This is a genomic window from Methyloceanibacter sp. (genome assembly GCF_058506495.1).
This window is the reverse complement of the sequence record NZ_JBZMXT010000016.1, coordinates 1-21,844: the sequence shown is the minus strand read 5'-3', so window position 1 is coordinate 21,844 and position 21,844 is coordinate 1. Positions and strand designations below refer to the sequence as shown.

Sequence of the window (21,844 nt, the reverse complement as noted above, 5' to 3'; positions counted from 1 at the left end):
GATTCCCCTCAAGCGGCATGGGTCTCACGGCTCAGGAGATCGAGCAGCCGTGCGCGGGCGTCGGGAAACTTAAGCCCATGAGGAGACAACGCATCGCGTTGTAAAAAGAAGCCGGTAAGCTCGAATCCTGCGACGATGTCCGAGGGCGCGAGCGGGCCCGCGCTGTCGATCAGAAATCGTGGCAACGGCAACATTTTGTCCGCATAGGGCGCGCCGGCCTCACGGGAAACCGCCCGGCCTGATTTCGGCGACACATAGGCCAGGTCCTCTATGCTCCCCGTCGCGGCGCAAGATGTGAGATCAAGGCCGAAACCGAGTTCCTGAAGCAACTGTATTTCCCAGTAGACCAGCAGCGCCGGCCACACCTCAGGCTCTGCGAACGAGCGCAACACATGCAGTGTCGTGGCATAGAGTTCGGGATGCGGATCGCGCTCGGGCAAGAGCTTCACCAGTTCTCCCAACATGCCGATGGCCGATAGCGCACGTGGATCGTCGAGGGCGCGCGCGCCGTGCGCCTCCATGAGTTCCACATTGTAACCGCCAAGATGTTCGGCGAGCCGTGCTCGCCATGTGACGCGAACCAGGTTGCCGGGCTGTAGCGTCGGGAGGATGCGCCGCGAACGGCCGCCACGCACGAGACCTAAGTGGCGACCGTGCTCAAGGGTCAGAACCTCCGCGATGAGATTAGCTTCGCCGAGCGGTTTGCCAATCAGAAAAATACCTTCATCGCTCCAGTCCATCCGTGCACCTGCTTGGAACACTCCGTGTAGCCGACTATGGCGCAGCGCATCCGAACACGTGCACCGCACCGCTCTGCGACTCGGTGCGTCAAAGATTAGCACATCGGACTCAACGGCAAATGTGCCGATAGCCTTCAACGCGTCTGATAATGATAACGAGGTCGCAGACTTACGGAGTGCTGTCGGCCGCGTTTACGAGTTTCTCGCACTGCGGAGTCTGTTCGCTTAGGTAGGACAGCGTTTCAGGGTCTTCTTTCTTGACTGCCAACCCCATGGTGGTCGAGATCTCGCCAATCTCCGCCTCTACCTGCTCCTTCGATTTGGCGCCCTTCGCTGCCTCGAACGCCATGGCCGTTGCCTTTCCGGTCAAGCCTTCCCAGTAGCTTGCCGGCTTGTCGGCGCTACCCTTACCCATTTCGGCAAGATCCTTGTTTACGTAGAAGATACCAGCGCATTTCGCCTCGTCGACCGCCTTGCTGGCGGCAAGAGCCACTGTTGCACTCGTCCCGACTGTCAAAACCAGGAGTGCTCTGAGAATTACGTGCTGCATGTCAGTGCTCTCGATCCGATTGTTGGGGTCCCTGCTGCCTGTCGTGGTGCGCCTGCCTGAGACGAACGCCTGCGATTGGCACAGACAGTTACCTGACCTGGGTTTATGACAAACGCGCGACATGCGCGCGCGTTTTGGCCCTAATCGCTGGCTGCCACTCATCTGCGGTGAGGACTTCGCGCATGCACAGCTCCACGTGCCTAGTTCTTCGGATAATCGAGCCCCATTTCGCGGAAGCGTTCAGGGTCCTCTCCCCACCGTTCGCGGACCTTTACAAACAAGAGGAGATGAACAGGGACGCCCGCGATCTCCGAGATTTCTTCGCGCGACGCCTGCCCGATCTCCTTGATCATCTGCCCTTTGCTGCCGAGAACAATACGCCGCTGGCTCTCGCGCTCAACAAAGATCGTCTGTTCGATGCGTACGCTTTGATCTTTCAAAACCTTCCATTCGGTTGTTTCGACGGTCAACGCATAGGGCAGCTCTTCGTGTAGGCGGAGGAACAACTTTTCGCGCGTGATTTCAGCCGCGGTCTGGCGGAGGGACGCATCTGTTAGCTGATCATCTGGAAATAGCCAGGGACCATTGGGAACGGTACTCGCCAGATAAGCACGGAGATCGTCCACACCGTCGCCCGTCAATGCCGAAACCATGAAGATCTCATCGAAGGTCCTTTGTGCAAGCAGCTCTGAGGTGAGGCTCAAGAGCGCTGGCTTCTTGACTAGATCCACCTTGTTCAGCACCGCGACGACGGGCCGGTTGATTTCCGGCAGTTTTTTTACGATTGGCTCGAGTTTATCGTCGAGCCCACGGGCTGCATCGACAACTAGGGCGACAAGGTCGGCATCCCCTGCACGCTCCCACGCTGCTTGTGCCATTGCTCGATCCAGGCGCCGCCTTGGCTGAAAAATGCCGGGCGTATCAACCAAGATCACCTGAGCATCGCCCGCTAGCACAATCCCGCGCACGGGCCCGCGCGTTGTCTGCGCTTTGTGGGTGACGATCGAGACCTTGGTGCCGACAAGTGAATTCGTTAACGTGGACTTTCCGCTATTGGGCGCGCCGATCAAGGCCACGAAACCACAGCGCGTGGGAGCGTCGGGCGCCTCAGTCATTGGCGACCGTTTGCCAGACACCCTCACGCACGAGCATGGCCAATGCCGCCGCCTGCTCGGCCGAGCGCTTGTTTGTGCCTTCGCCCCTTTGAGGCGGCACCCCTTCTACATGAACCTCAGCCGTGAAACGCGGCGCATGATCGGGTCCTTCGCGCGCGACTTCGGTGTAGTTCGGTAAGGGCAACTGGCGCCCCTGAGCCCATTCTTGGAGAACTGATTTGGCATCCGGCGCGGATTCCTTCAATTCAGCGAGCCGGGGTTCCCACGAGCGCCAGACGATCTCTCGCGCTGCCTCATAGCCCGCATCCGAAAACACTGCGCCGAGTATCGCCTCGCAAGCGTTGGCCAAAATCGTCTTTTTGAGGCGACCCCCGGATCCAGCCTCTCCACTACTCATCAAAATGAATTCACCCAACCGCCAACGCTGAGCGACTTCTGCGCAGGTTTCCGTCCGAACGAGGTGATTGAACCACCGAGCAATCTCTCCTTCGGGGGAGTCGGGGAATCTTTCATACAGGAGTTGCGCAATGGCCAAGCCCAAGACACGGTCACCCAGAAACTCGAGCCGTTCATTGTCTTCGTTTGGTTTCGAGCCAGGACGTACGCTCGAGTGTGTAAGCGCCAATTCGAGCAGCTCAGGCGCTTCGAACGCGTGCCCAAGACCATCGGCTAAGACGCTGGCATCCGTTGTGCGCCGCTTAGCCACGGCCCTAGTCCACTGACTTGAAGATGCGGTTCCAACGTACGTCGGTCGGCCACCGCCAGACCTGCCAGAAGCTGGCATCCTCATCGATGGAGAAGAATATCACCTGCGCTTTTCCGACGAAGTTCTCGAAGGGGACGAAGCCAACCTCTGATAGAAAACGGCTGTCCGTCGAGTTGTCCCGGTTGTCGCCCATCATGAAATAGTGACCTTCTGGTACTTCGTAGACCTCCGTGTTGTCGCCTACGCTACCCTTTACCAGATCCAAGACCGGATAGCTCACCCCGTTAGGGAGCGTCTCCATGTAGCGCGTGAAAGAACGATTCCGGCCACCTGCGGCAGGTAATACGAAGTCGTCGACCTTCTCCTTGTCGACGGCATCACCATTGATCTTCAGCATGCCGTCGACCATCTGGATCTCGTCGCCTGGCAAGCCGATAACCCGCTTGATGTAGTCGGTTTCGTTGTCACGCGGCAGCTTGAACACAACAACGTCGCCGCGTTCCGGCTCAGCGGCCCAGATGCGTCCAGAAAAAAAATCTAGTCCGAATGGAAACGAGTAGCGGCTATAGCCGTAGGTGTATTTTGAGACAAAGAGATAGTCGCCAATGAGCAGCGTCGGGATCATCGAGCCAGATGGGATATTGAACGGTTGGAAAAAGAACACGCGCACGATCAGCGCCAGGATCAGCGCGTGGATGACGACCCGAAGCGTCTCCCAACTGCTTCCTTTTGAAGAACTCTTGTCCGCGTCCACACTCATGCGGCGCTCTCCTTAGTCGGTGTCCGTCATCGCGGACCAGCCGTCTCAAAGTACTGGTGTTGAGAGCCCTATAGCCCCTCGCCTCCTCCTGGGCAAACCAAGGATGCGATTAGTCGTGCAATTTTATGGCGAACGCGGAATGGCCGAGATGATAACGATCGCCTGAGCGGAAGGAAAATCGTCGGTAATCGTGAGATCGATTTGCGCTGCATGGCCCTCAGGCACGAGCTCTTCGAGTACGCGGGCAGCACCACCCGTAAGCGCCATCGTCGGCCGGCCCGATGGCAGATTCACGACCCCGAGGTCATGCCAGAAGACCCCCCGCCGGAAACCGGTGCCGAGAGCCTTGGCGCAGGCTTCCTTTGCCGCAAAACGTTTCGCGTAGGACGCCGCGCGCAGGGCGCGCCTGTCAGACTTGAGCCGCTCCGTCTCCGTAAAGATCCGCTGAAGAAAGCGGTCACCAAACCGATCAATCGTCTTCTCGATCCGCCGAATATCAATGATGTCGTTACCGAGACCAATAATCATTAGGCGATGCGATCCCCTCGACCTGCGTCCGCGAGCGCGCGCCCTCGGTCCATAGCCGCACGAATACGCCGCACGGATTCACCGAGCCCGACAAACACGGCTTCGCCAACAACGAAGTGGCCAATATTGAGTTCCACGATCTCTGGGATCGACGAGATCTTCTCTGCCGTCACGTAGTTGAGACCATGGCCAGCATGAACCTCAAGACCAAGGGAGTGCGCATAGGCAGCACCCTCGACGATTGCATTCCACTCCGTCTCGGCTTTGTCCTGGCGGCCCTCGTCGGCGGCGTGACACCACGCGCCGGTATGTATCTCGATGGCCGGTACCGACAAGCCTGCCGCCGCCTCGATCTGAGAGGGGTCTGCGTCGATAAACAGAGAAATTTTGGTGCCTGCTCCGCTAAGCGCGGCGACAACCGGCGCCAGCACATCGCGCTGCCCCACAACATCAAGGCCGCCTTCTGTCGTCACCTCCTCACGGCGTTCCGGCACCAGGCATGTCGCGGGCGGTATAGCTTTCGTCGCAATTTCGGTCATTTCTTTCGTTGCGGCCATCTCCATGTTGAGTGGACAATCCACTTCCGACAACAAGCGGGCAATGTCGTGGTCACGGATATGGCGTCGGTCCTCCCGCAGATGAGCGGTGATGTTGTCGGCTCCGGCTTCGGCAGCCAGCTGCGCGGCGCGTATGGGATCCGGAAGTGCGTCACCGCGCGCGTTTCGCAGCGTCGCCACATGATCAATGTTGATCCCAAGCCGGATCTTAGGAATGGGCGTCGCCTTCCCCACTTCGCTTATCCTTTCAGCTCGCTCATACGACCTCGTTTGTCGACCGAAGATCGCGACGCCGATGCTGATATGCATTCACCGCTGGTCTCACAAGAGCGTAAGTGAGACCGGCAAGCACAATGCCGATAGGGATCGAGCCGAGCGTCATTGGTTTCAGAAGGGTCCAGATCTGCTCGGTCTGAAAGATACCCTTCGAAAGATCAAGTTCGACATCGCTGTCGCCTTGGCCGAGCATGAGTGACCCCAGCTCATAGCTGCTGACCCAAAACAGCGGATAAGTCAGCGGATTGCCGACGAACGTTCCAAGCAACGCGGCAACAATGCTGCCGCCGATTATCCAAGCGAGCGCCGCCGACAGGACCATATGAAAGCCAATGAACGGGGTGCTTGAGATGAAGACACCCGCAGCAAAGCCCAGGGCGACCGCATGAGGAGTCGCGCTTAGTCGACGTACCCGATGAACCACGTAGCGAGTTGAGCGTCCCCAGCTACGCCGCGGCCATAAGGACACGCGCAACCGATTCAGCCAGCTTTCCGCCTCGCGGCGCTTAAACAGCATCTCTACCTCGCTGCAGGCGACAGCCTGCATTCAGTCCATAAGCGCAGCACACCTACCATATTTGATGGCTTTTTTCGCGTCAGGCCAGCGTTGTTGCGGTTCGCTACTCTTCCGATCGTGTGGCGCTGCTGACAACGTCTTTGGCCTTCAATCCAGTCAGAATCTCGTTCAAATGTTGAAGATCCCAAACATCCAAGTCGATCAGCATCTCCGTGTAGTCGGCAACTTGGTTGGTCATTTTGATATTCTGGATGTTGCCGTCGACCTCGCCGATAACCGTCGCGATTTGTGCAAGGCTGCCCGGCTCGTTCATGGCGGTCACGGCGATCTTGGCGGGGAAGCGTTGCGGATTGTCCTCGTCAATGTCCCAGGTCACGTCGATCCAACGTTCTGGCTCGTCATCGAACTCCTTAAGCGCGGCTGCGTGGATGGGATAGATCGTGATCCCTTGTCCTGGCGACAGAATGCCCACGATCCGATCGCCAGGGATCGCGCCGCTTTCGGAAAAATGGACGGGAAGCCCCCCTTTCAGACCACGGATCGGGATGGCGCTTGGCCCGTCAGGCCGTTCCTTTCCGCTGGACCCCGGCCAACGGAACTTGAGGCCCATGACCTTGCCGAGACCAAACCAGCCCTCATCGTTTCGCTTCACCTGCCGCCGGCGCTTGGGCATCGGCCCGGCGATTTCCTCGGGGAAGGCAGCTCGGAACACATCCTCCGAGGTCAGCTCGCCTCGGCCGACGGCGGTAACGACATCCTCCGCGGTGGCTTGCGACAAACGCGGCAGACCCTTCTCAATGGCTTCTTCGCTGAATGAGTGTCCATACCGACGGAAAGCACGATCGAGAATCTCTCGGCCCAGCTTTTCGTATTGAAGCCGCACCGCATCGCGGGATGCTCGACGGATAGCCGAGCGCGCCTTTCCAGTGATCGCGAGCCGCTCCCAAGCGACTGGCGGGGACTGAGCATCCGAACAGAGGATCTCGACTTCGTCGCCGTTTCGGAGAGCGCTAGCAAGCGGCATCGGACGGCCATTAATTTTTGCGCCTACCGCCGTGTTGCCCACCTGGGTATGGACCGCATAGGCGAAATCGATGCAATTGGCGCCGCGCGGTAACGCGATCAGGCGCCCCTTTGGCGTGAAGCAGAATACTTGGTCGTGGAACAACTCTAGTTTGGTGTGCTCCAGGAATTCTTCGGGATTATCGCCTTCAAGCAAAACACCAACTAGGTGTGTCAACCATCTGTAAGCACTAGAGTCTTGGGCGGGCACCCTTTTTCCGCTTCCGCTCTCCTTGTAAAGCGCATGCGCGGCAACACCGTACTCAGCGATCGAGTGCATTTCCTCGGTGCGGATCTGCAGCTCGACGCGCTGATGCTTCGGCCCAACGATGGTGGTGTGGATCGATTGATAGTCGTTCTGTTTTGGATTGGAGATGTAGTCCTTGAATCTGCCGGGTACCGTGTGCCAGCTCGTATGGACCACAGCGAGCGCCCGATAGCAGTCCGGCACTTTCGGAACGACAATGCGGAAGGCGTAGATGTCGGACAATTGTTCGAGCGAAATCTGCTTCCGTTCCATCTTGCTCCAGATGGCGTAGGGCTTCTTCTCCCGCCCGGCCACGTTGGCCTTCACCCGCGCGGCTTTAAGCTTTGACTTTAGCGCGCCCTCAATCTCATCGATGAGTCCCTGGTTATCTTTCCGCAACGCCTTGAGACGTTTGGAAACAGTGGCGTAGGCCTCAGGGTTCAGCCAGCGAAATGATAAGTCTTCAAGTTCTTCGCGCAACCATTGCATACCCATGCGGCCTGCCAGTGGCGCATAGATGTCCATTGTCTCTTCGGCGATGATCCTCCGCTTTCCCGGCTTCATGTGCTCCAGGGTGCGCATGTTGTGCAGGCGATCGGCGAGCTTTACGAGGAGAACCCGAATGTCGCTTGAGATGGCCAACAAAAGCTTGCGGAAATTCTCCGCCTGCTCGGCCTTCTTGGTGACGAGATCCAGCTTCTTGATTTTCGTTAGGCCGTCGACGAGCGTACCTATCTCCGCGCCGAAAAGCGTATCGATCTCGGCCCGCGTCGCTTCGGTGTCCTCGATTGTGTCGTGCAGCAGCGCTGTCGCGATCGTTGCATCGTCGAGGCGCATGTCGGCGAGAATGGCCGCAACTTCGAGCGGGTGCGAGAAATAGGGAGCGCCCGAGGCACGCTTCTGATTGCCGTGTGCCTTCATCGCGTAGACATAGGCGCGATTCAGCAGCCCTTCGTTGGCGGAGGGCTGGTAGCTCAAAATACGTTCGACGAGTTCGTATTGTCGGGTCATCTCAGCGCGCCAGAATGGCGCGCTGGACCGATGCAGCACAAGGCCTTTGGACACTAGCGGTTACCGCAACACCAACGTCGCTTGGGTGTTGCAACCCCGGCGGCGGTCCCGAATCGCACCTTCTCCGGGCGTCTGTCAGGCTGTTAGCGCGCCCGCGGTCCCGCATTCGAACCATCCGAAGGCGCCTGGGTCGCCATACGGCGCAGCAGCTCCTCTTCAGTCATCCGATCGATCTGCGTGTCCGTGGATTGATCGTCCTGACCCAGAACGGGCATGCGGGTGTCCTGCGACAGAGCTGGAACTGCTTCAGCTTCGGGCTCGTCCACTTCCACGTACTTCTGCATGGAGTGAATAAAGTCTTCTTTGAGATCGTCCGGCGTGAATTTCTTCTCGGCGATCTCGCGCAGCGCAACGACAGGGTTCTTGTCGTTGTCGCGCGGCACAGTGAGCTGCGCACCGGCTGAAATTGTGCGAGCGCGGTGGCTGGCCAGCAGTACAAGCTCAAAGCGGTTCGGAATCTTGTCGATGCAATCCTCGACGGTGACGCGAGCCATCTCGAAATCCTTTTGGAAATAGGCGGAATTTGGCCTCTATGTATGCAAATCGGACACCGCTGGCAAGTCGCCTTTCGCGGCCAGGGTCTGCAGGACGTGCCCGTCCCGCCCATGTGCGACGCGCCGCCACAGCACCCGCGCCGATTCCTTGGTTACCGGATGGCGCCAGTCTGGGGCCACGTCGAGGAGCGGCCGCAAGACGAAAGGACGATTCTCGATCCAAGGGTGAGGCAAAACCAGCGGGCGAGCACCCGCCCGAGCGAATCTCGGAACGGTGCCGTCCCAGTTCTGAACCCGCCCTCGGTAATCCAGGATATCGATATCCAACGTTCGGGGTCCCCAGGGGCTCCCCCCGCGGCGCCCTGCCTCCCGCTCCATCTGTTTCAACCTCCGCAATAGCGACTCCGGCGGCATCGTCGTCTCAATCCGCGCAACCGCGTTGACGTAAGGAGGCTGGCCCGCGCGACCCACCGCCGCAGTCTCGTAGAATTCCGATACGGCCACGAGCGCGACACCCTTTTCGTTGAGGTTCCGAAGCGCGCGGTTGATCGTTGCGGAAGGTGTTCCCCAAGGACCGGGATAATTTGCGCCAATTCCTAACAATATCTGAGACATTGCGACCAATTGCGGAGCCTTTGTGCGTCAACGACAATGCATCGTTGTATGCGTTTGTTTTCCCGAACCAGCATTTTTTCGATCGTTAGGACTAGCAATGCATTTTTATCCGTCTGAACGGATTGCTTTATTCATTGATGGCGCAAATCTCTACGCGGCATCCAAAACGCTCTCTTTCGACATCGACTATAAGCGGCTCCTATCCCTATTCCGTTCCAAAGGTCAGCTTGTTCGAGCGCTCTATTACACCGCGCTCGCAGAGGATCAGGAGTATTCCTCAATTCGCCCTCTCATCGATTGGCTCGATTACAACGGCTACACCATGGTCACGAAGCCGACCAAGGAGTTCGTCGACGCCACGGGGCGGCGTAAAGTGAAAGGCAACATGGACATCGAACTTGCGGTCGACGCCATGGAGCTCGCCGATCATCTCGACCACCTCGTGATCTTCTCTGGCGACGGAGACTTTCGCTCACTTGTCGAATCGCTTCAGCACAAGGGGAAGCGGGTCAGCGTAATCTCAACGCTCTCGACCAATCCACCCATGGTCGCGGACGAGCTACGCCGCCAAGCAGATCAGTTCATCGACCTCGTGGATCTGCAGCACTCTATCGGTCGAACGCCGAGCGAACGTCCCCCGCGCGACAATCGACGCCGGCCGGATGCCGAAAATGAGGGCGAGGCCTTCGAGGCATCTAATCTCATTGAGACCTAGGCCACGCGCTTCTCAGTGCCTCGCTTCTTCCTTCGGCGCACTTAGTTGTATGGCAAAGCGGATGCACTCTTGCGTGACGAGAGGACCATCGAGTTAGCATGCTTTCGAACGACCGACTTGCAGAACCCAAAACGGACTGCGGCCTGTGCGAACGATTGGTCGCATACCGAAGAGACAACGCTGCTGCTCATCCTGACTGGTTCAACGGCGCGGTCCCCTCGTTTGGTTCCGAGAAAGCTCGGCTGCTGATCGTCGGACTTGCGCCCGGGCTCAAGGGTGCGAACCGCACGGGCAGGCCATTCTGGGGCGACTTCGCCGGTGACCTTCTCTACCCCACGCTTCTCAAGACAGGCCTCGCCAAAGGCAAGCATGACCTCTCGCAGCCGGACGCCCTCAGCCTAGTCGAATGTATGATAACGAACGCGGTGCGATGCGTTCCCCCGCAGAACAAGCCAACCGGTGGCGAAATCAAAAGCTGCCGCCAGTTCCTTAACGGGCGCATGGAGAGCCTCCCGAAATTGCGCGCCCTCTTGGCCATCGGCCGCGTTGCCCATGACAGCATCCTTTCTTGCTTTGCTCTCAGAAAGCGGGATTACCCGTTTGCTCATGGTGCCAAACATGCATTGTCCGGTGGCTTATTGCTCTTCGACTCCTTTCACTGCTCACGTCTCAACACGAATACTGGCCGACTCACGGCGGAGATGTTCGAGAGCGTTGTTGCCAATGCGGCAGCCAGCGTCCGTGATTGAGGCGACGCCCCTGGTCGCGTGGCGTTCAGGGGGAGTTGCTGGGATCGACCAAGTCGTGCATGCTTTCAAACTTGTCGTTCAGTTTTAGGGAGATGCCGGTCTCCGGCAGCAATGCGATGGCAGGTTTGGAAATTTCGCCGACCAAGGTTGGCTTTGTCATCGTCAAGGCGCGCGAGTATGACGCCAAGGTTGGCGCATGGGACGACGACCCGACCTCCGACCACGATGCAGAATCGATCCTGGAAGACTTCAAGGACGACGCGACTGTCGCCGAGCTGACGGGATTCATTCGGGAATTGAACGTGGATGAGCAGGCTAGTCTCGTTGCCTTAGCTTGGATCGGCCGAGGGTCTTTCAGCGCCGAGGAGCTCGAGGACGCAATCGCAACGGCCCGCTCCCAGCAAAACAAGAGAACGGCAGAATATCTCTTGGGCATTCCGCTCCTGTCAGATTATCTCGAAGAAGGTCTCGACCAGTTGGGATACTCTGTCGAAGACGCCGAAGACGATGCCTTGGGCGACTGATGCTCTGATCTAAGGATGTCCGATCACGACCGTGACTTTAGCCAGTCAACGACCCGGGCCGGGTGGCTCTCCGGATCTTCGATGGGATGGAAGACGTATTCGATCCGACCATCTGATATAGTAAAGCTTATTCGTTTCAGATACTTAATGCCTCCCGCTTCGAAAGCGGGCAAGCGAAGCGCGCGGGCCATCGCGCCTTTCTTATCGCTTAGGACCGGAAATGGCAGCCCGAGCCGAAGCGCCATCTCTCGCTGAAACGACGTGCTTTGTCCGCTTAGAGCGAAAAGTTTGGAACCCGATTGAGATATGGGCTCAAACAAATCCCGGAAGCCCTCGAGCTCCGGCGTGGAACCGTGTGCGCCCGGTATATCGTCCCATCCCGGAGGATTGGGAAGCCCCGGCTTGCCAGTCCAGGGGTAGACGGCAACGATGGTTTGCCCCTCCAGTGTCGCGAGGCAGATATCTGATCCGTCTGTCGCCGGCAGCGTCACTACGGGAAGCGTTAGGCCCGGCGTCAAGTGGATCGGCGGATGCTCCTCCACTTGCTATCCCTTCTCGCGCATAAGCCGGCTCTTCTGCCGCTGCCAATCGCGCTTCTTTTCGGTCTCTCGCTTGTCGTGAACTTTCTTGCCTCGTCCGAGCCCCAGGAGGAGCTTGGCGATGCCACGCGCATTGAAATAGAGCCGAAGGGGTACCAGCGCCATACCTTGGCGCTGAACTGCTCCGAGGAGCCTCGCCATCTCTTTTTTGTGCAGGAGGAGTTTGCGGTGACGCGTGGGCTCGTGGCCAAACCGCGAAGCGCCAGCGTACTCCGCGATATGAGCATTGATCAGATAGAGTTCGCCGCCTTCGTTGGACGCATAAGATTCGGCAATATTGGCCTTGCCGGTCCGAAGGGATTTCACTTCCGAACCAGTTAGGACGATGCCGGCCTCGATCGTGTCTTCGATCTCGTAGTTGAAGCGGGCTCTTCGATTCTCGGCGACCAGCTTTCCGCTCTCGCGTTTCGGCGCCATGACACAGCCTTCCGTCGTCCTAGACAGGCTTCAGATCGGCGGCTTCAAGGGCCGCGTCGACCTGCTTGCGCGTCGCATCGCTGATGGGTGCGAGCGGGAGGCGCGTCGAGCTACCGCAAAGACCCAAACTCTCAGCCGCATATTTGACCGGACCCGGATTCGACTCCATGAACAATGCTTCGTGTAAGGGCATAAGCCGATCCTGTAACTCAAGCGCACGCTTATAATTTGCGCCAAGGCAGGCAAGCTGGAACTCCGAGCAGAGTGCTGGTGCAATGTTGGACGTCACCGAGATACACCCTGCCCCGCCATGGGCCATGAACCCAAGTGCGGTGGCATCTTCGCCGGATAGCTGAATAAACTCGTGCCCCATCGCCGCGCGCTGCTGGCTCACCCTCGCGAGATTGGCGGTGGCGTCCTTGACGCCCACAATATTCTTCAACTGGAATAGCCGCGCCATTGTCTCCACAGACATGTCGACAACGCTTCGTCCAGGGATGTTGTAGATGACGATCGGAATGTCAGCTGCCGCGTTCACCGCCTCATAGTGGAGATACAGCCCCTCTTGGGTCGGCTTATTGTAATAGGGGGTGACGACGAGCGCCCCGTCCGCCCCTGCCGCCTTCGCATGGCGCGTCAATTCCACCGCCTCCGCCGTCGAGTTCGACCCCGTCCCCGCGATCACGGGCACCCTCCCGGCGGCGGCCTCAATACAGAGTTCAACGACGCGACGATGTTCGTCGTGGTTCAGTGTGGGCGACTCGCCAGTTGTGCCGCACGGAACCAGCCCATGGGTACCCTGATCGATTTGCCATTCCACGAGCTTACGGAAGGCATCCTCGTCTACGGATCCTTCGCTGAGCGGTGTAATGAGGGCCGTAATTGACCCGTGAAACGGCGGCATAGTCACAACCCAAACTCCTAGGCGCATCCTTAGGGCGCGGAGGCGATATTCCGGTCCGAAGTATCGCGCAATGGCCCGGGACAATAGGAGTTCGGGATGGGCCGAGCAAGCGGCCCGTCATTGTTGCGGGACTTTCTGATTGAAATACCCTGCATTTTAGGAGGATAGGCGCAAAAGATACGTTGGCCGAGTGTGTTAAGACTTTCTTCCGGCGCCAGTCCCGATCATCGACGGCCCAAATAGTCATCTTTCCGCCGAAATCATTGAGACAGTGTAGCAAATCGATAAACTGCGCACTTCGTTCTCGTCGCGGCTCCTAGGTCTTGGGGGACGTACTAAGCGCTAGACGCGGTCGTAGCCGGTAGCAAACGACGATCATGAAACGCCAACATGCGTGCAACATTGCTCTTGCTGCAGCCCTGGCATGGGCCGTTCCTACATGGGCGGTGGCCAAGTCGGGAATGGTGGCGCTGCCGGAGCGCAACCCAGATCGGTCGCAGGCAGATTCGGCCGTCGAAAGCACAGCGGACGGCGCCCTGGCTCCTGCCGCTGCACCGAATCAGACTACGGCAACCAAGGCGTCCCAAACGGCCGATAACGCCTCGACGATCGCCGCCGCCACTCAGCCTGAGGCAAATCCCGAAAACGCTGTCGAGAAACCGGCGTCTGAGGAAGCCGGCAAGACCGCTGCCGAGGCGAAGGAAAACACAGAATCAGACGAAAAGGCCGCCGGCACGAACAGCAATGAGAAGAAGATTGCAAAGGCGTCGGCTTCTTTTATGCCAGATAGCGTCCCGGAGCCCGATATTCATCCACGCCGTGACAAAGCGTTTCCGCCAGCACCGGAACCCGCTTTGGACTATGCGTCAATCCTCAAGCCATTGCTCAACTACGAGCTTAGTAGTTCCGATCGCAACCGCGTTCGGTTCGTAATGCGCCACAAGGGCACGGTCGGAGAGACTGCGGCGAAGATCAGCGATCCCGCCGCACGCGACTTCTCGCTTTGGTATCGGTACAGCCATTTAAAGAGCACCTATTTAAATGCGGAAGCAGTGGAGGCTTTTCGCCTGAGCCACCCGATGTGGCCTCGGCTTCATAAGCTTCGCGAAAAAGCTGAGGCCTCTCTGTTTCATGCGAACGCGTCCCCGGAACGCGTCAAAGCGTTCTTCAAGGACTCGGAGCCGGAAACGGGTGCAGGCCGCGCGGCCCTCGCTGGTGTCTACCTAAAGGCCGGAGACAAAGAGGCCGCGGAGAAGGCTGTGGCTGCAGCCTGGCGCGAGGACGATCTCGGCTCAGACACAGAGGCTAAGATCCTCGACAAGTTCGGCAGCATGTTGGATGCTGATGACCACCGTGCACGAGTCGACGTTCTGCTTTATCCGGACAAGGAGAAGCTGTGTAGCGCTGCGTTGCGCGTTGCCAAGAAGCTACCGGAAGCCGAGCAAAAGAAGGTCAAAGCTCGCGTGGCCGTGGTCAAGCGCAGCGGGAATGCCGGCAAGCTCCTTGACGCGCTTCCGGATGATGCCGTCGAGGCCGATATTGGGCTTCGCTTTAACAACATTCAGTGGCTGCGTCGCACAAAGGATAAGGAACAGCGGCTCACCGCTTTTGAACTGCTGCTCGGCGCGCCGTCGGAGCCGGACCTGCTCCTCGACATGGAGGAGTGGTGGATCGAGCGCCGAGTCAACGTCCGGGCCGCTCTAAACGACGGGCAGCCCCGGACCGCATACAAGATTGCTGCGAAGCATGGTCTCGAAGCTGAGCGGGATAATTTGCCCTACCAATTCGTGGAGGGCGAGTTTCTGGCCGGGTGGATCGCTCTGCGCTATCTCGACGAACCGGAAACGGCACTGCGTCATTTCATAGCGATGCGTCGTGGCGCCGCGATCACGGACTCACGAGATATCTCTCGTGCTGAATATTGGCTGGGCCGCACGGCGCTGGTCCTCGGAGACAGAGGGTCGGCGGCGGTACACTTCCACGTCGCCGCGAAGTATCCGCAATACTTTTATGGACAACTTGGCCGTCAGGCACTTGATCCTCGCCCTGCCCGGCTCGCCGTGACACCAACACCCGTGCCGACCCAGGAAGACATCGACCGCTTCATGCAACACAAGGCCGTGCGCGCGCTCGGCGTTGCGCGCGCTATGGGCGTCCAATGGGTGACGCCGCAGTTCCTGCTTTCACTCTCGCGGACGCTTGAGAGTGCGGCCGAGGTTGTCCTGCTCGCGGAATACGCCAAAGCTGTCGGTCAAAAGCAGATGGCGCTGCGCCTGTCCAAGATCGCCTTCAACCGCGATCTGCCCCTCGGCGACTATGCGCTGCCCGTTGGCGTTATGCCCAACTTCAAAAGCCTACTTGAAGAGCGGGTTGACCCGGCGTTGGTGCACGCGTTGTCACGTCAAGAGAGTGAGTTCAACGCGAAGGCAAAGAGCCCAGTCGGTGCAAGTGGCCTCATGCAGCTTATGCCGGCTACAGCGCGCGGCGTGGCGCGCCGCTATAAGGTCGCCTATTCCCAGTCAAAACTCACCAATGCGGCGTACAACACTCAGCTGGGTGAAGCATTCCTGAGTGATCTCATCTCGAACTATGACGGGTCGTATTTCATGGCACTCGCTGCTTACAACGCCGGTCCCGGTCGCGTGAAAGAGTGGGTTGGTATCTACGGCGACCCAAGGGATCCGGATGTCGACCCCGTCGACTGGATTGAGCGTATTCCGTTCACGGAAACTCGGCGCTACGTCATCAAGATCATGGAAACGTTGCAGCTCTATCGCTCGCGACTTGCAGGGGCGGAGAATGCACTGCACTTGGTGCAGGATCTCAATCGAGGCAGGCGCGTGCCGCCATCCGAGACCGCGTCGGTGCAGCCTGTGACGACAACGGCCAAAACTCCATAGCCAGCATGCCGCTTGCGCGGTTGACTTTCTTGGCATTGATCCGCAATCAAGGGGCTTGAAGTAGCGAGGCCCATCGGTTCGCGTCGGACGCATCCCTTGCAGACGCTTGCCAAACTAGCGGTGGACTATGCTTGACCTCCAGAGCAAGCCCTGGCGCGACGTCCATTACAGGTCGTCGGACGACTTGAAGCTTTACGCGCGTCACTATCCCGCGCCAGACGAGCGTTACCGAAGTGTCGTTTGCCTCGCGGGCCTAACGCGCAACTCCCGCGACTTTCACGCTCTCGCAACACACCTATCGACCCATCCGGAAACGCCCCGCAATGTCTACTGCGTCGACTATCGTGGGCGGGGGCAGTCTGACTTCGATCCGAACTGGCGCAACTATATGCCCCACGTAGAATTGGATGATGTACTCGATCTCCTGACTATTCAGGGTTTGCACCAAGTCGGAATCGTGGGCACATCCCGAGGCGGTATCATCGCCATGGCGATGGCAGCGGCGCGCCCGACCGTTATGGGCCCTGTCGTACTGAATGATATCGGACCGGTGATCGAGACCAGGGGCCTTGCCCGCATTGTCAACTATGTACGCCGTATGCCGACGCCGAAGACCTGGGCAGATGCGATGCAAATCATGCGCGAAATCAATGAACGGGGTTTTCCGGATTTCACGGATGCCCAGTGGGACCAGATGGCTCGCAGCGTTTTCGAGGAGCGTAAAGGACGGCTCGTACTATCTTATGATCGCAAATTAGCCAAGGCTATCGGCACGATCGATCTTAGCCGACCTTTCCCGCCGCTCTGGCCGGAGTTCATCGCGATGAGCAAGCTTCCGGCCTTTGTTATTCGCGGCGAGCTTTCGGACGTCCTCAGCACCGAGACCCTCAACGAGATGGTCGAGCGTCACCCGAACCTCCGAACGATGACAGTGCCTGACCAAGGGCATGCGCCTACGCTTGCCGAACGCGATCAGATCGAAGCCATCGCCTCGTTTTTCGCAGTCAACGACTGACGCCTGATGGGAACGAATGTCAGTGCCTGACACTAAATGGAGCAAGTGGCGGTAAAGAACCGCTGCGCCATCTCGTATCGTCTTCTGGAAGCGCTTTGATCCGCGGAATGATTGTTGCAGCCACGTCCTGGGCGGGCCCGGGCTCAGCGCCGAGATCCAGCTGAGAGGCTGCCTCCTTCCACTTGATGCTCTCAGATGTGGAGAACCGCTCGGGCAGGTCGCGACGCAGCTGCGACGACACCGCCACTGCGGTCCCTTGATCGGGTGCAATGCCTTCGATACTGACCGCAACACCCGACAGCGCGACTTTTCCGATCTCTAGCCGAGAAAGTGCTCGCAACGCCGCGGCGACAGCCTCGTCCCAGTTCTCTGGCGCGCCGGATGCCACTTCCAGTCGATCGTCTAGTCCAGGGCGAGCGAAGAGCTGGCGAGATAAATCACGCACGCTCTTGCGCGAACCCTCGCTTGGAACGCTACCGGCCAAGCTCAAGGCATTAGGACCAAGGTCGGCTTGGAAGATGAAGGGATCGGCAACAGGGGGACGTACGGATGCTCCCCCAAGTGTTAGGCCGGCGGGCAAAGTTCCCGCCAACGCCTTCTTGATATTCCCATACTCCTCGGCATTCACAGCCTGTCCGCTCACGGTCAGCGTTCCATCTTCGAGGCGAACCTTACCCCGATACAGTTGCGACAGCCGCTGAAGACCAAAGCTCACCGCCGCAAGCCACTGCTCGCGGGGCTGATCGCTCGGCAGGATTGCCAGCTTGTCTTCGATCGTGAGGTCCGGAAAATGCGCCTTCACCATGCCAAGCGTCGTCTGTCTGTCCTCTTCGGACGGCGCAGCGCCACGAAGCGTTATCTTGGGTCCGTTTCGGTTAGCGGACCAACCATTATCAGGGGCAACGGTCTCGGGGCCCTTCTTATCCTGCTGGGCATCAGCGTCTCGCTCGGCTTTGCTATTTGCAGCCTGCGCCGCCTTTGGCAGGGGCGCGGCAAACGATGTTGCCAACGGATGAAGGAGAAAACCAAACAGAGCGGCGAGCATCAACGTGCGCCCCATATTGGCCGCAAATCGCTGCATCCTGAGGCTGCGCGATGGGCTAACTTGATTAGTCGGGCCCTTCACTCGCTTTGTATCCTTACTATCAAACTCGGCGCTCGCCCGCGTATCGACGTCCACAAAGAGTGCCGTTTTCTCTCGATCGGGACCGCAAAACACCAAATCGGATCCGGGACGGCACCCTGCTCGACCACAGACTCGGTTGAATCGAAAATATATGCGATGCCGACAGCCCATTCTAGGGGTTGTTTTTCCGTCTTCTTGCCTAGCGGTGGAAAAGCACCCAGGAAAATCGGGTAATTTTCGTGCCTTAAACAATTCGTTACTGCAGCATGACTACTGCAGATGCTGTACTAGGCCGATAATGCCAATCGCGATCAGGTAGATCGCGACGACGTAGTTGAGAATTCTGGGCATCAACAAAATGAGAACACCCGCGACCAGTGCGATCAGCGGACTCAGCAGTACAGGGTCCATGGCAGCTAAGCGAACCTCCCCCAGTTATGCACTATGGCGCGGCGTCCGACACATTGGATCATAGGCGATCCGGCCGTGCATACGAAATGTAGATGTCATGCAGATGTCTTGAGTACGTCGAAGCTCAGATTTGTCGGAGGACGCCCTGACCCCACCCTCATAACCAGAACGCCAAAAGATAGCGCGTTTCAGGTTTCGGCTTCCTTTTCAAGTGCAGCGTTGATCTCCGCGCCAAGCAGGACGATGTAGAACGAGATGTAGAGCCAGAAGAGCAAGATGATAACCGCGCCCAACGAGCCATACATCTTGTCATAGTCGGCAAAGTTGGAGACGTAGTAGGAGAAGCCGAGTGACGCAAGCAGCCAAACTGTCGTCGCAAAGATTGAACCCGGAGTGATCCAGCGCCACTGCGGATCCTCGTGACTTGGACCAAAACGATAGACGAGCGCCAACATGAACAGTGTCAGAACAAAGAACATCGGCCACCGCAGATAGGTAATCAGCGTCTCGAAAATATGTGGATGTCCTGAGTCGGCAAATAAGATGGGTACGGATATAATTGCGAACAGCATCGCCGCCACGCCAACGATCCCAACAAATGTGTAGCCAATCGCTGCCAGATAGAAGTGCACAATGCCGCGTCGCTCTGGCTGGCCGTAAGCGATATTGAGGGCTGAGAACATAGCCTGCGTTGCGTGGTTCGCGCTCCAAAGCGCTATAAAGAGGCCCACAGCAAAACCCCAACCGAGCGTTTGGCCCGAGGTCTCTGCAATGCGCTTTATCTGATCAAGCACGATCGCATAGGCCTGGGGCGGCAGCACAGTCTTAAAGATAGTGAACTGCCGCTCGACGTTTTCCGGGTTAGCTGTCAGTCCATAAAGAGAAATGGACGCGGTCAGCGCGGGGAAGATCGCGAACAGGGCGTAATAGGCGCATCCCGCCGAGACAACGGACAGATGATCCCGTCCGGTCTTAAGCACAACTTCCTTGATGAAGTCGTAGCTTTGTTTGAGCCGACCTCGCGGCATGCCCGCGCCTGATGCGGTGCTCATAGCGCTTCTCGGTGCTGTTCCATTGTCAGCCGCTTGTCCGAACTGGCGGTGCTTGTTCTCTTTTGGCGCGTTTTACTGCCCGCCTTCAAGGAGACCCTTCTTCTGCCCCAAGCGCAAGAACCTATGGGACATCGCCACAACATCCCCGATACCGAAAACACAAGTACAAAATAGGTCGGGAGAACGCCGATGCACTCGCCTGCGTCTTGCAATCGTTTTGGCCCGTTTAGGCTGATTGTCTTAAGCCAAAAAATGCTCCTGGGCTAATCTGCCTGTGAGATGTCGACCAGGGCTGCTGGCAACGCCGTTTGGATGGGCGCTCGAGCTGCTCTTCAATGTCCGACCCAAACGCTCAGACCAGCGCCTCCACCGCCGACGTCCCTCCTCCAAAGGCAGACGCCATTGAACTGCATGTGCTGGTATCACTGTTCCGGATAGTACCGAGCAAGAGCTGTAATTTCGGCCATGAGAGCTTCTGCATGTTTTTTGTCGGCGTGTTGCTTAGCTTTCATTGCTGCAAGCATCACCGCGTGGTGTTTCTTGAGGCGCTCGACATAGTCTTCCTGTGATGGCTTCACGCGCTGCGTCAAGAAGTAGTCTGAAATCGTCGAGATGATCTTCTGGGCATGCGATTCCTTGTTCATGACCCACCTCACCGTCTGATTGACCGATTGAGGATCGGTTTTGCCCTGCAGTTCAGCCATTTCAGTGGTGGCCTTATCAACAGTCACCGCATCTTCCATCATCGCTTTTACGCGAGCGTTGTCGTCAAAGATGCCGCAAGGGACCTGGCAGTGTGCTTGGGCGGACTGCACGCCGAGCACTAGTACCAACGCTATTAGAACCGCTAGCGGAGAAAGATTTTTTGAAAGTTTCATGTCACATTCCATGGTTGGGGCTGAGGCGAAGCGGCGATGAACTTTTCGGCTTTGCGCGCACTTTAGGGTAAGGTTAGCAAAGGCCTGAGAAAGAAAGCTAAGCGTTGTCACGCCAATGACAATACGACGCAGCGCACCGAGCAGATTAGCGAGCTTTGCCACCTTTGCTGCGCTGAGGTTGTGGTCGGCCCTGAATCGAATTGAGCCGAGCTGCAGCACGTCCACCCCCTAGCTGGCGGGTAGCGTAAATGGGCGGCTCAATTCCCACCGATGACCAAGCGGGCAGGACCTGCGGCATACAGTCGTTAGAGGAGCCGCGGTCGGCTTAGTCACGCGCTTCGCCTAGTTCTGCAATGGCTGGTAAGTCTGGGGAACGGGAAGCTGGACATTCGTATACCATCCCACGGCCTTCAGGACATAGATCGCCAAACCGAGACAAATGACGATCTCCAGCGCATTAAGCACAACCCCGACAAGGAGCCAGATTGCCTTTGGCGACTCGGCAGGCTTGTTGAACGGCCGAGACAACAAGGCGATCAAACCCTGCAGCAGCGCATAGCCACATCGCACCAAATAGATGCCGACTAACGCAAGGAAGTAGACAGCAAGTATTGCGCCTAGGTAGTCCAGCACGCTGTGCAAACCAGCCACGAGCAACGCCAGTAGCACCAGCAGAGCGATGCGTTTTCCCAGGCTCCATGACTCACGGGCTACGTATTCGCGATCAACAACTTCTTCTTCTGCCGTAGCCAAGGCCCTTCTCACCCTCCCCGGTTAACAACGCGCCACGATGAGCAGCCAGCAGATCTACGCGGTCTCTGCGGTGCTTGTCGAAGTCGTTTCGAGTTCCGCCTCGTCAGGACTTACAAGCTGGTAGTGAAAGTTTTCAACGAAAAGCGCCATCAGTGCTGGCAGTACGAGCAGCGTGATAGCGCTGCCAACCATCAAGCCGCACGCGAATGCTGTAGCAAGGCCCATAAACAGCGGGCCGCCACCGAACATCAGAGAGGTCAAGCCGGCAACAGTTGTTGCGGTGGTCAGAAAGATGGGCATCAGTCGGGTCTGCGCCGATTCTGCCAGCGTGCTGCGGAAAGCCTCACGGGTCAGACCGCAATAGGACCGCTCACCAGGCGGCGCCCGTCCCTGCCCGGTGGCAAGTTTCTCCTTGAGCTTCTGTGTCGTGAAGTCGATCAAAAGTATCGCGGCGTTCAACACTGTGCCGAACAGTGCCAGGAAGCCCAGGGTTTCCATAAAGCCTAGCGGGATTCCGCGGATCCACAAGCCGAGCATCGCGCCGATGATAGAGAGCGGCACGG

Annotated in this window: 25 protein-coding genes; 5 read left to right on the top strand and 20 right to left on the bottom strand. The window is 58.1% G+C overall.

The window, feature by feature from the left end; translation table 11 throughout:
* Positions 1-8: 8 nt before the first annotated feature.
* From recO to folK, 11 genes are all read right to left on the bottom strand, one after another.
* Positions 9-740: a DNA repair protein RecO gene (gene recO, locus AC33YF_RS05020; protein ID WP_491776105.1), complete on the bottom strand. Its 732-nt coding sequence runs from the start codon at positions 738-740 to the stop codon at positions 9-11.
* A 169-nt stretch (positions 741-909) separates the two neighbouring features.
* Positions 910-1,290: a hypothetical protein gene (locus AC33YF_RS05015; protein ID WP_491776104.1), complete on the bottom strand. Its 381-nt coding sequence runs from the start codon at positions 1,288-1,290 to the stop codon at positions 910-912.
* 200 nt (positions 1,291-1,490) lie between these two features.
* Entirely contained in the window at positions 1,491-2,405 is a 915-nt protein-coding gene (era, locus tag AC33YF_RS05010) for a GTPase Era (protein ID WP_491776103.1), read from the bottom strand.
* Positions 2,398-3,111: a ribonuclease III gene (rnc, locus tag AC33YF_RS05005; RefSeq protein WP_491776102.1), complete on the bottom strand. Its 714-nt coding sequence runs from the start codon at positions 3,109-3,111 to the stop codon at positions 2,398-2,400. Before rnc ends, era begins: the two co-directional genes overlap by 8 nt.
* A 4-nt stretch (positions 3,112-3,115) precedes the next feature.
* The gene (gene lepB / locus AC33YF_RS05000) at positions 3,116-3,871 is read right to left on the bottom strand and encodes a signal peptidase I (protein WP_491776101.1); all 756 of its coding nucleotides are present in this window, start codon (positions 3,869-3,871) and stop codon (positions 3,116-3,118) included.
* Between the two features lie 123 nt (positions 3,872-3,994).
* Positions 3,995-4,399: a holo-ACP synthase gene (acpS, locus tag AC33YF_RS04995; RefSeq protein WP_491776100.1), complete on the bottom strand. Its 405-nt coding sequence runs from the start codon at positions 4,397-4,399 to the stop codon at positions 3,995-3,997.
* The gene (locus AC33YF_RS04990; protein ID WP_491776123.1) at positions 4,399-5,199 is read right to left on the bottom strand and encodes a pyridoxine 5'-phosphate synthase; all 801 of its coding nucleotides are present in this window, start codon (positions 5,197-5,199) and stop codon (positions 4,399-4,401) included. Before AC33YF_RS04990 ends, acpS begins: the two co-directional genes overlap by 1 nt.
* Before the next feature lie 13 nt (positions 5,200-5,212).
* Positions 5,213-5,749 (bottom strand): DUF2062 domain-containing protein, encoded by a 537-nt coding sequence (locus AC33YF_RS04985; protein ID WP_491776099.1) that lies wholly within the window; start codon positions 5,747-5,749, stop codon positions 5,213-5,215.
* A 103-nt stretch (positions 5,750-5,852) separates the two neighbouring features.
* Entirely contained in the window at positions 5,853-8,069 is a 2,217-nt protein-coding gene (locus AC33YF_RS04980) for a RelA/SpoT family protein (RefSeq protein ID WP_491776098.1), read from the bottom strand.
* A gap of 143 nt (positions 8,070-8,212) precedes the next feature.
* Positions 8,213-8,623, bottom strand: a complete 411-nt coding sequence (gene rpoZ / locus AC33YF_RS04975) for a DNA-directed RNA polymerase subunit omega (RefSeq protein WP_491776097.1) — start codon at positions 8,621-8,623, stop codon at positions 8,213-8,215.
* 36 nt (positions 8,624-8,659) lie between these two features.
* A complete protein-coding gene (gene folK, locus AC33YF_RS04970; RefSeq protein WP_491776096.1) occupies positions 8,660-9,238 on the bottom strand; it encodes a 2-amino-4-hydroxy-6-hydroxymethyldihydropteridine diphosphokinase in 579 nt (192 codons plus the stop codon).
* Positions 9,239-9,335: 97 nt separating this feature from the next.
* Between folK and AC33YF_RS04965 the strand changes: the two genes are divergently transcribed.
* From AC33YF_RS04965 to AC33YF_RS04955, 3 genes are all read left to right on the top strand, one after another.
* Positions 9,336-9,953, top strand: coding sequence for a LabA-like NYN domain-containing protein (locus AC33YF_RS04965; RefSeq protein WP_491776095.1), 618 nt, complete (start codon positions 9,336-9,338; stop codon positions 9,951-9,953).
* Positions 9,954-10,051: 98 nt separating this feature from the next.
* Positions 10,052-10,702: a uracil-DNA glycosylase gene (locus AC33YF_RS04960; RefSeq protein WP_491776094.1), complete on the top strand. Its 651-nt coding sequence runs from the start codon at positions 10,052-10,054 to the stop codon at positions 10,700-10,702.
* A 116-nt stretch (positions 10,703-10,818) separates the two neighbouring features.
* Positions 10,819-11,226 (top strand): DUF3775 domain-containing protein, encoded by a 408-nt coding sequence (locus tag AC33YF_RS04955; protein WP_491776093.1) that lies wholly within the window; start codon positions 10,819-10,821, stop codon positions 11,224-11,226.
* Positions 11,227-11,249: 23 nt separating this feature from the next.
* Here the strand turns inward: AC33YF_RS04955 and AC33YF_RS04950 are convergent, their stop codons facing one another.
* The 3 genes from AC33YF_RS04950 to dapA are packed head-to-tail and all read right to left on the bottom strand — an operon-like array spanning position 11,250 to position 13,146.
* Positions 11,250-11,768: a redoxin domain-containing protein gene (locus AC33YF_RS04950; RefSeq protein WP_491776092.1), complete on the bottom strand. Its 519-nt coding sequence runs from the start codon at positions 11,766-11,768 to the stop codon at positions 11,250-11,252.
* Between the two features lie 3 nt (positions 11,769-11,771).
* A complete protein-coding gene (gene smpB / locus AC33YF_RS04945; protein WP_491776091.1) occupies positions 11,772-12,242 on the bottom strand; it encodes an SsrA-binding protein SmpB in 471 nt (156 codons plus the stop codon).
* A 19-nt stretch (positions 12,243-12,261) separates the two neighbouring features.
* Positions 12,262-13,146: a 4-hydroxy-tetrahydrodipicolinate synthase gene (gene dapA, locus AC33YF_RS04940; RefSeq protein WP_491776122.1), complete on the bottom strand. Its 885-nt coding sequence runs from the start codon at positions 13,144-13,146 to the stop codon at positions 12,262-12,264.
* Between the two features lie 377 nt (positions 13,147-13,523).
* On the opposite strand from dapA, the gene AC33YF_RS04935 reads away from it, so the two are divergent.
* Both AC33YF_RS04935 and AC33YF_RS04930 read left to right on the top strand, forming a co-directional pair.
* Complete coding sequence (locus AC33YF_RS04935; RefSeq protein WP_491776090.1) at positions 13,524-16,046, top strand: lytic transglycosylase domain-containing protein; 2,523 nt, start codon at positions 13,524-13,526, stop codon at positions 16,044-16,046.
* A gap of 127 nt (positions 16,047-16,173) precedes the next feature.
* Positions 16,174-17,061, top strand: coding sequence for an alpha/beta fold hydrolase (locus AC33YF_RS04930; protein WP_491776089.1), 888 nt, complete (start codon positions 16,174-16,176; stop codon positions 17,059-17,061).
* 19 nt (positions 17,062-17,080) lie between these two features.
* Here the strand turns inward: AC33YF_RS04930 and AC33YF_RS04925 are convergent, their stop codons facing one another.
* The 6 genes from AC33YF_RS04925 to AC33YF_RS04900 all read right to left on the bottom strand — a co-directional run.
* A complete protein-coding gene (locus tag AC33YF_RS04925) occupies positions 17,081-18,121 on the bottom strand; it encodes a hypothetical protein (RefSeq protein ID WP_491776088.1) in 1,041 nt (346 codons plus the stop codon).
* A gap of 336 nt (positions 18,122-18,457) precedes the next feature.
* Positions 18,458-18,598, bottom strand: coding sequence for a DUF3096 domain-containing protein (locus tag AC33YF_RS04920; protein ID WP_491776087.1), 141 nt, complete (start codon positions 18,596-18,598; stop codon positions 18,458-18,460).
* Positions 18,599-18,786: 188 nt separating this feature from the next.
* Complete coding sequence (locus tag AC33YF_RS04915; protein WP_491776086.1) at positions 18,787-19,650, bottom strand: YihY/virulence factor BrkB family protein; 864 nt, start codon at positions 19,648-19,650, stop codon at positions 18,787-18,789.
* 422 nt (positions 19,651-20,072) lie between these two features.
* The gene (locus AC33YF_RS04910) at positions 20,073-20,747 is read right to left on the bottom strand and encodes a superoxide dismutase, Ni (protein ID WP_491776085.1); all 675 of its coding nucleotides are present in this window, start codon (positions 20,745-20,747) and stop codon (positions 20,073-20,075) included.
* 123 nt (positions 20,748-20,870) lie between these two features.
* Positions 20,871-21,281 carry a hypothetical protein gene (locus tag AC33YF_RS04905; RefSeq protein WP_491776084.1) on the bottom strand — a complete coding sequence of 137 codons (411 nt, stop codon included), beginning with the start codon at positions 21,279-21,281 and terminating at the stop codon, positions 20,871-20,873.
* 54 nt (positions 21,282-21,335) lie between these two features.
* Positions 21,336-21,844, bottom strand: a 509-nt coding sequence (locus AC33YF_RS04900; RefSeq protein ID WP_491776083.1) for an efflux RND transporter permease subunit, incomplete at its 5' end; no start/stop codon positions are given.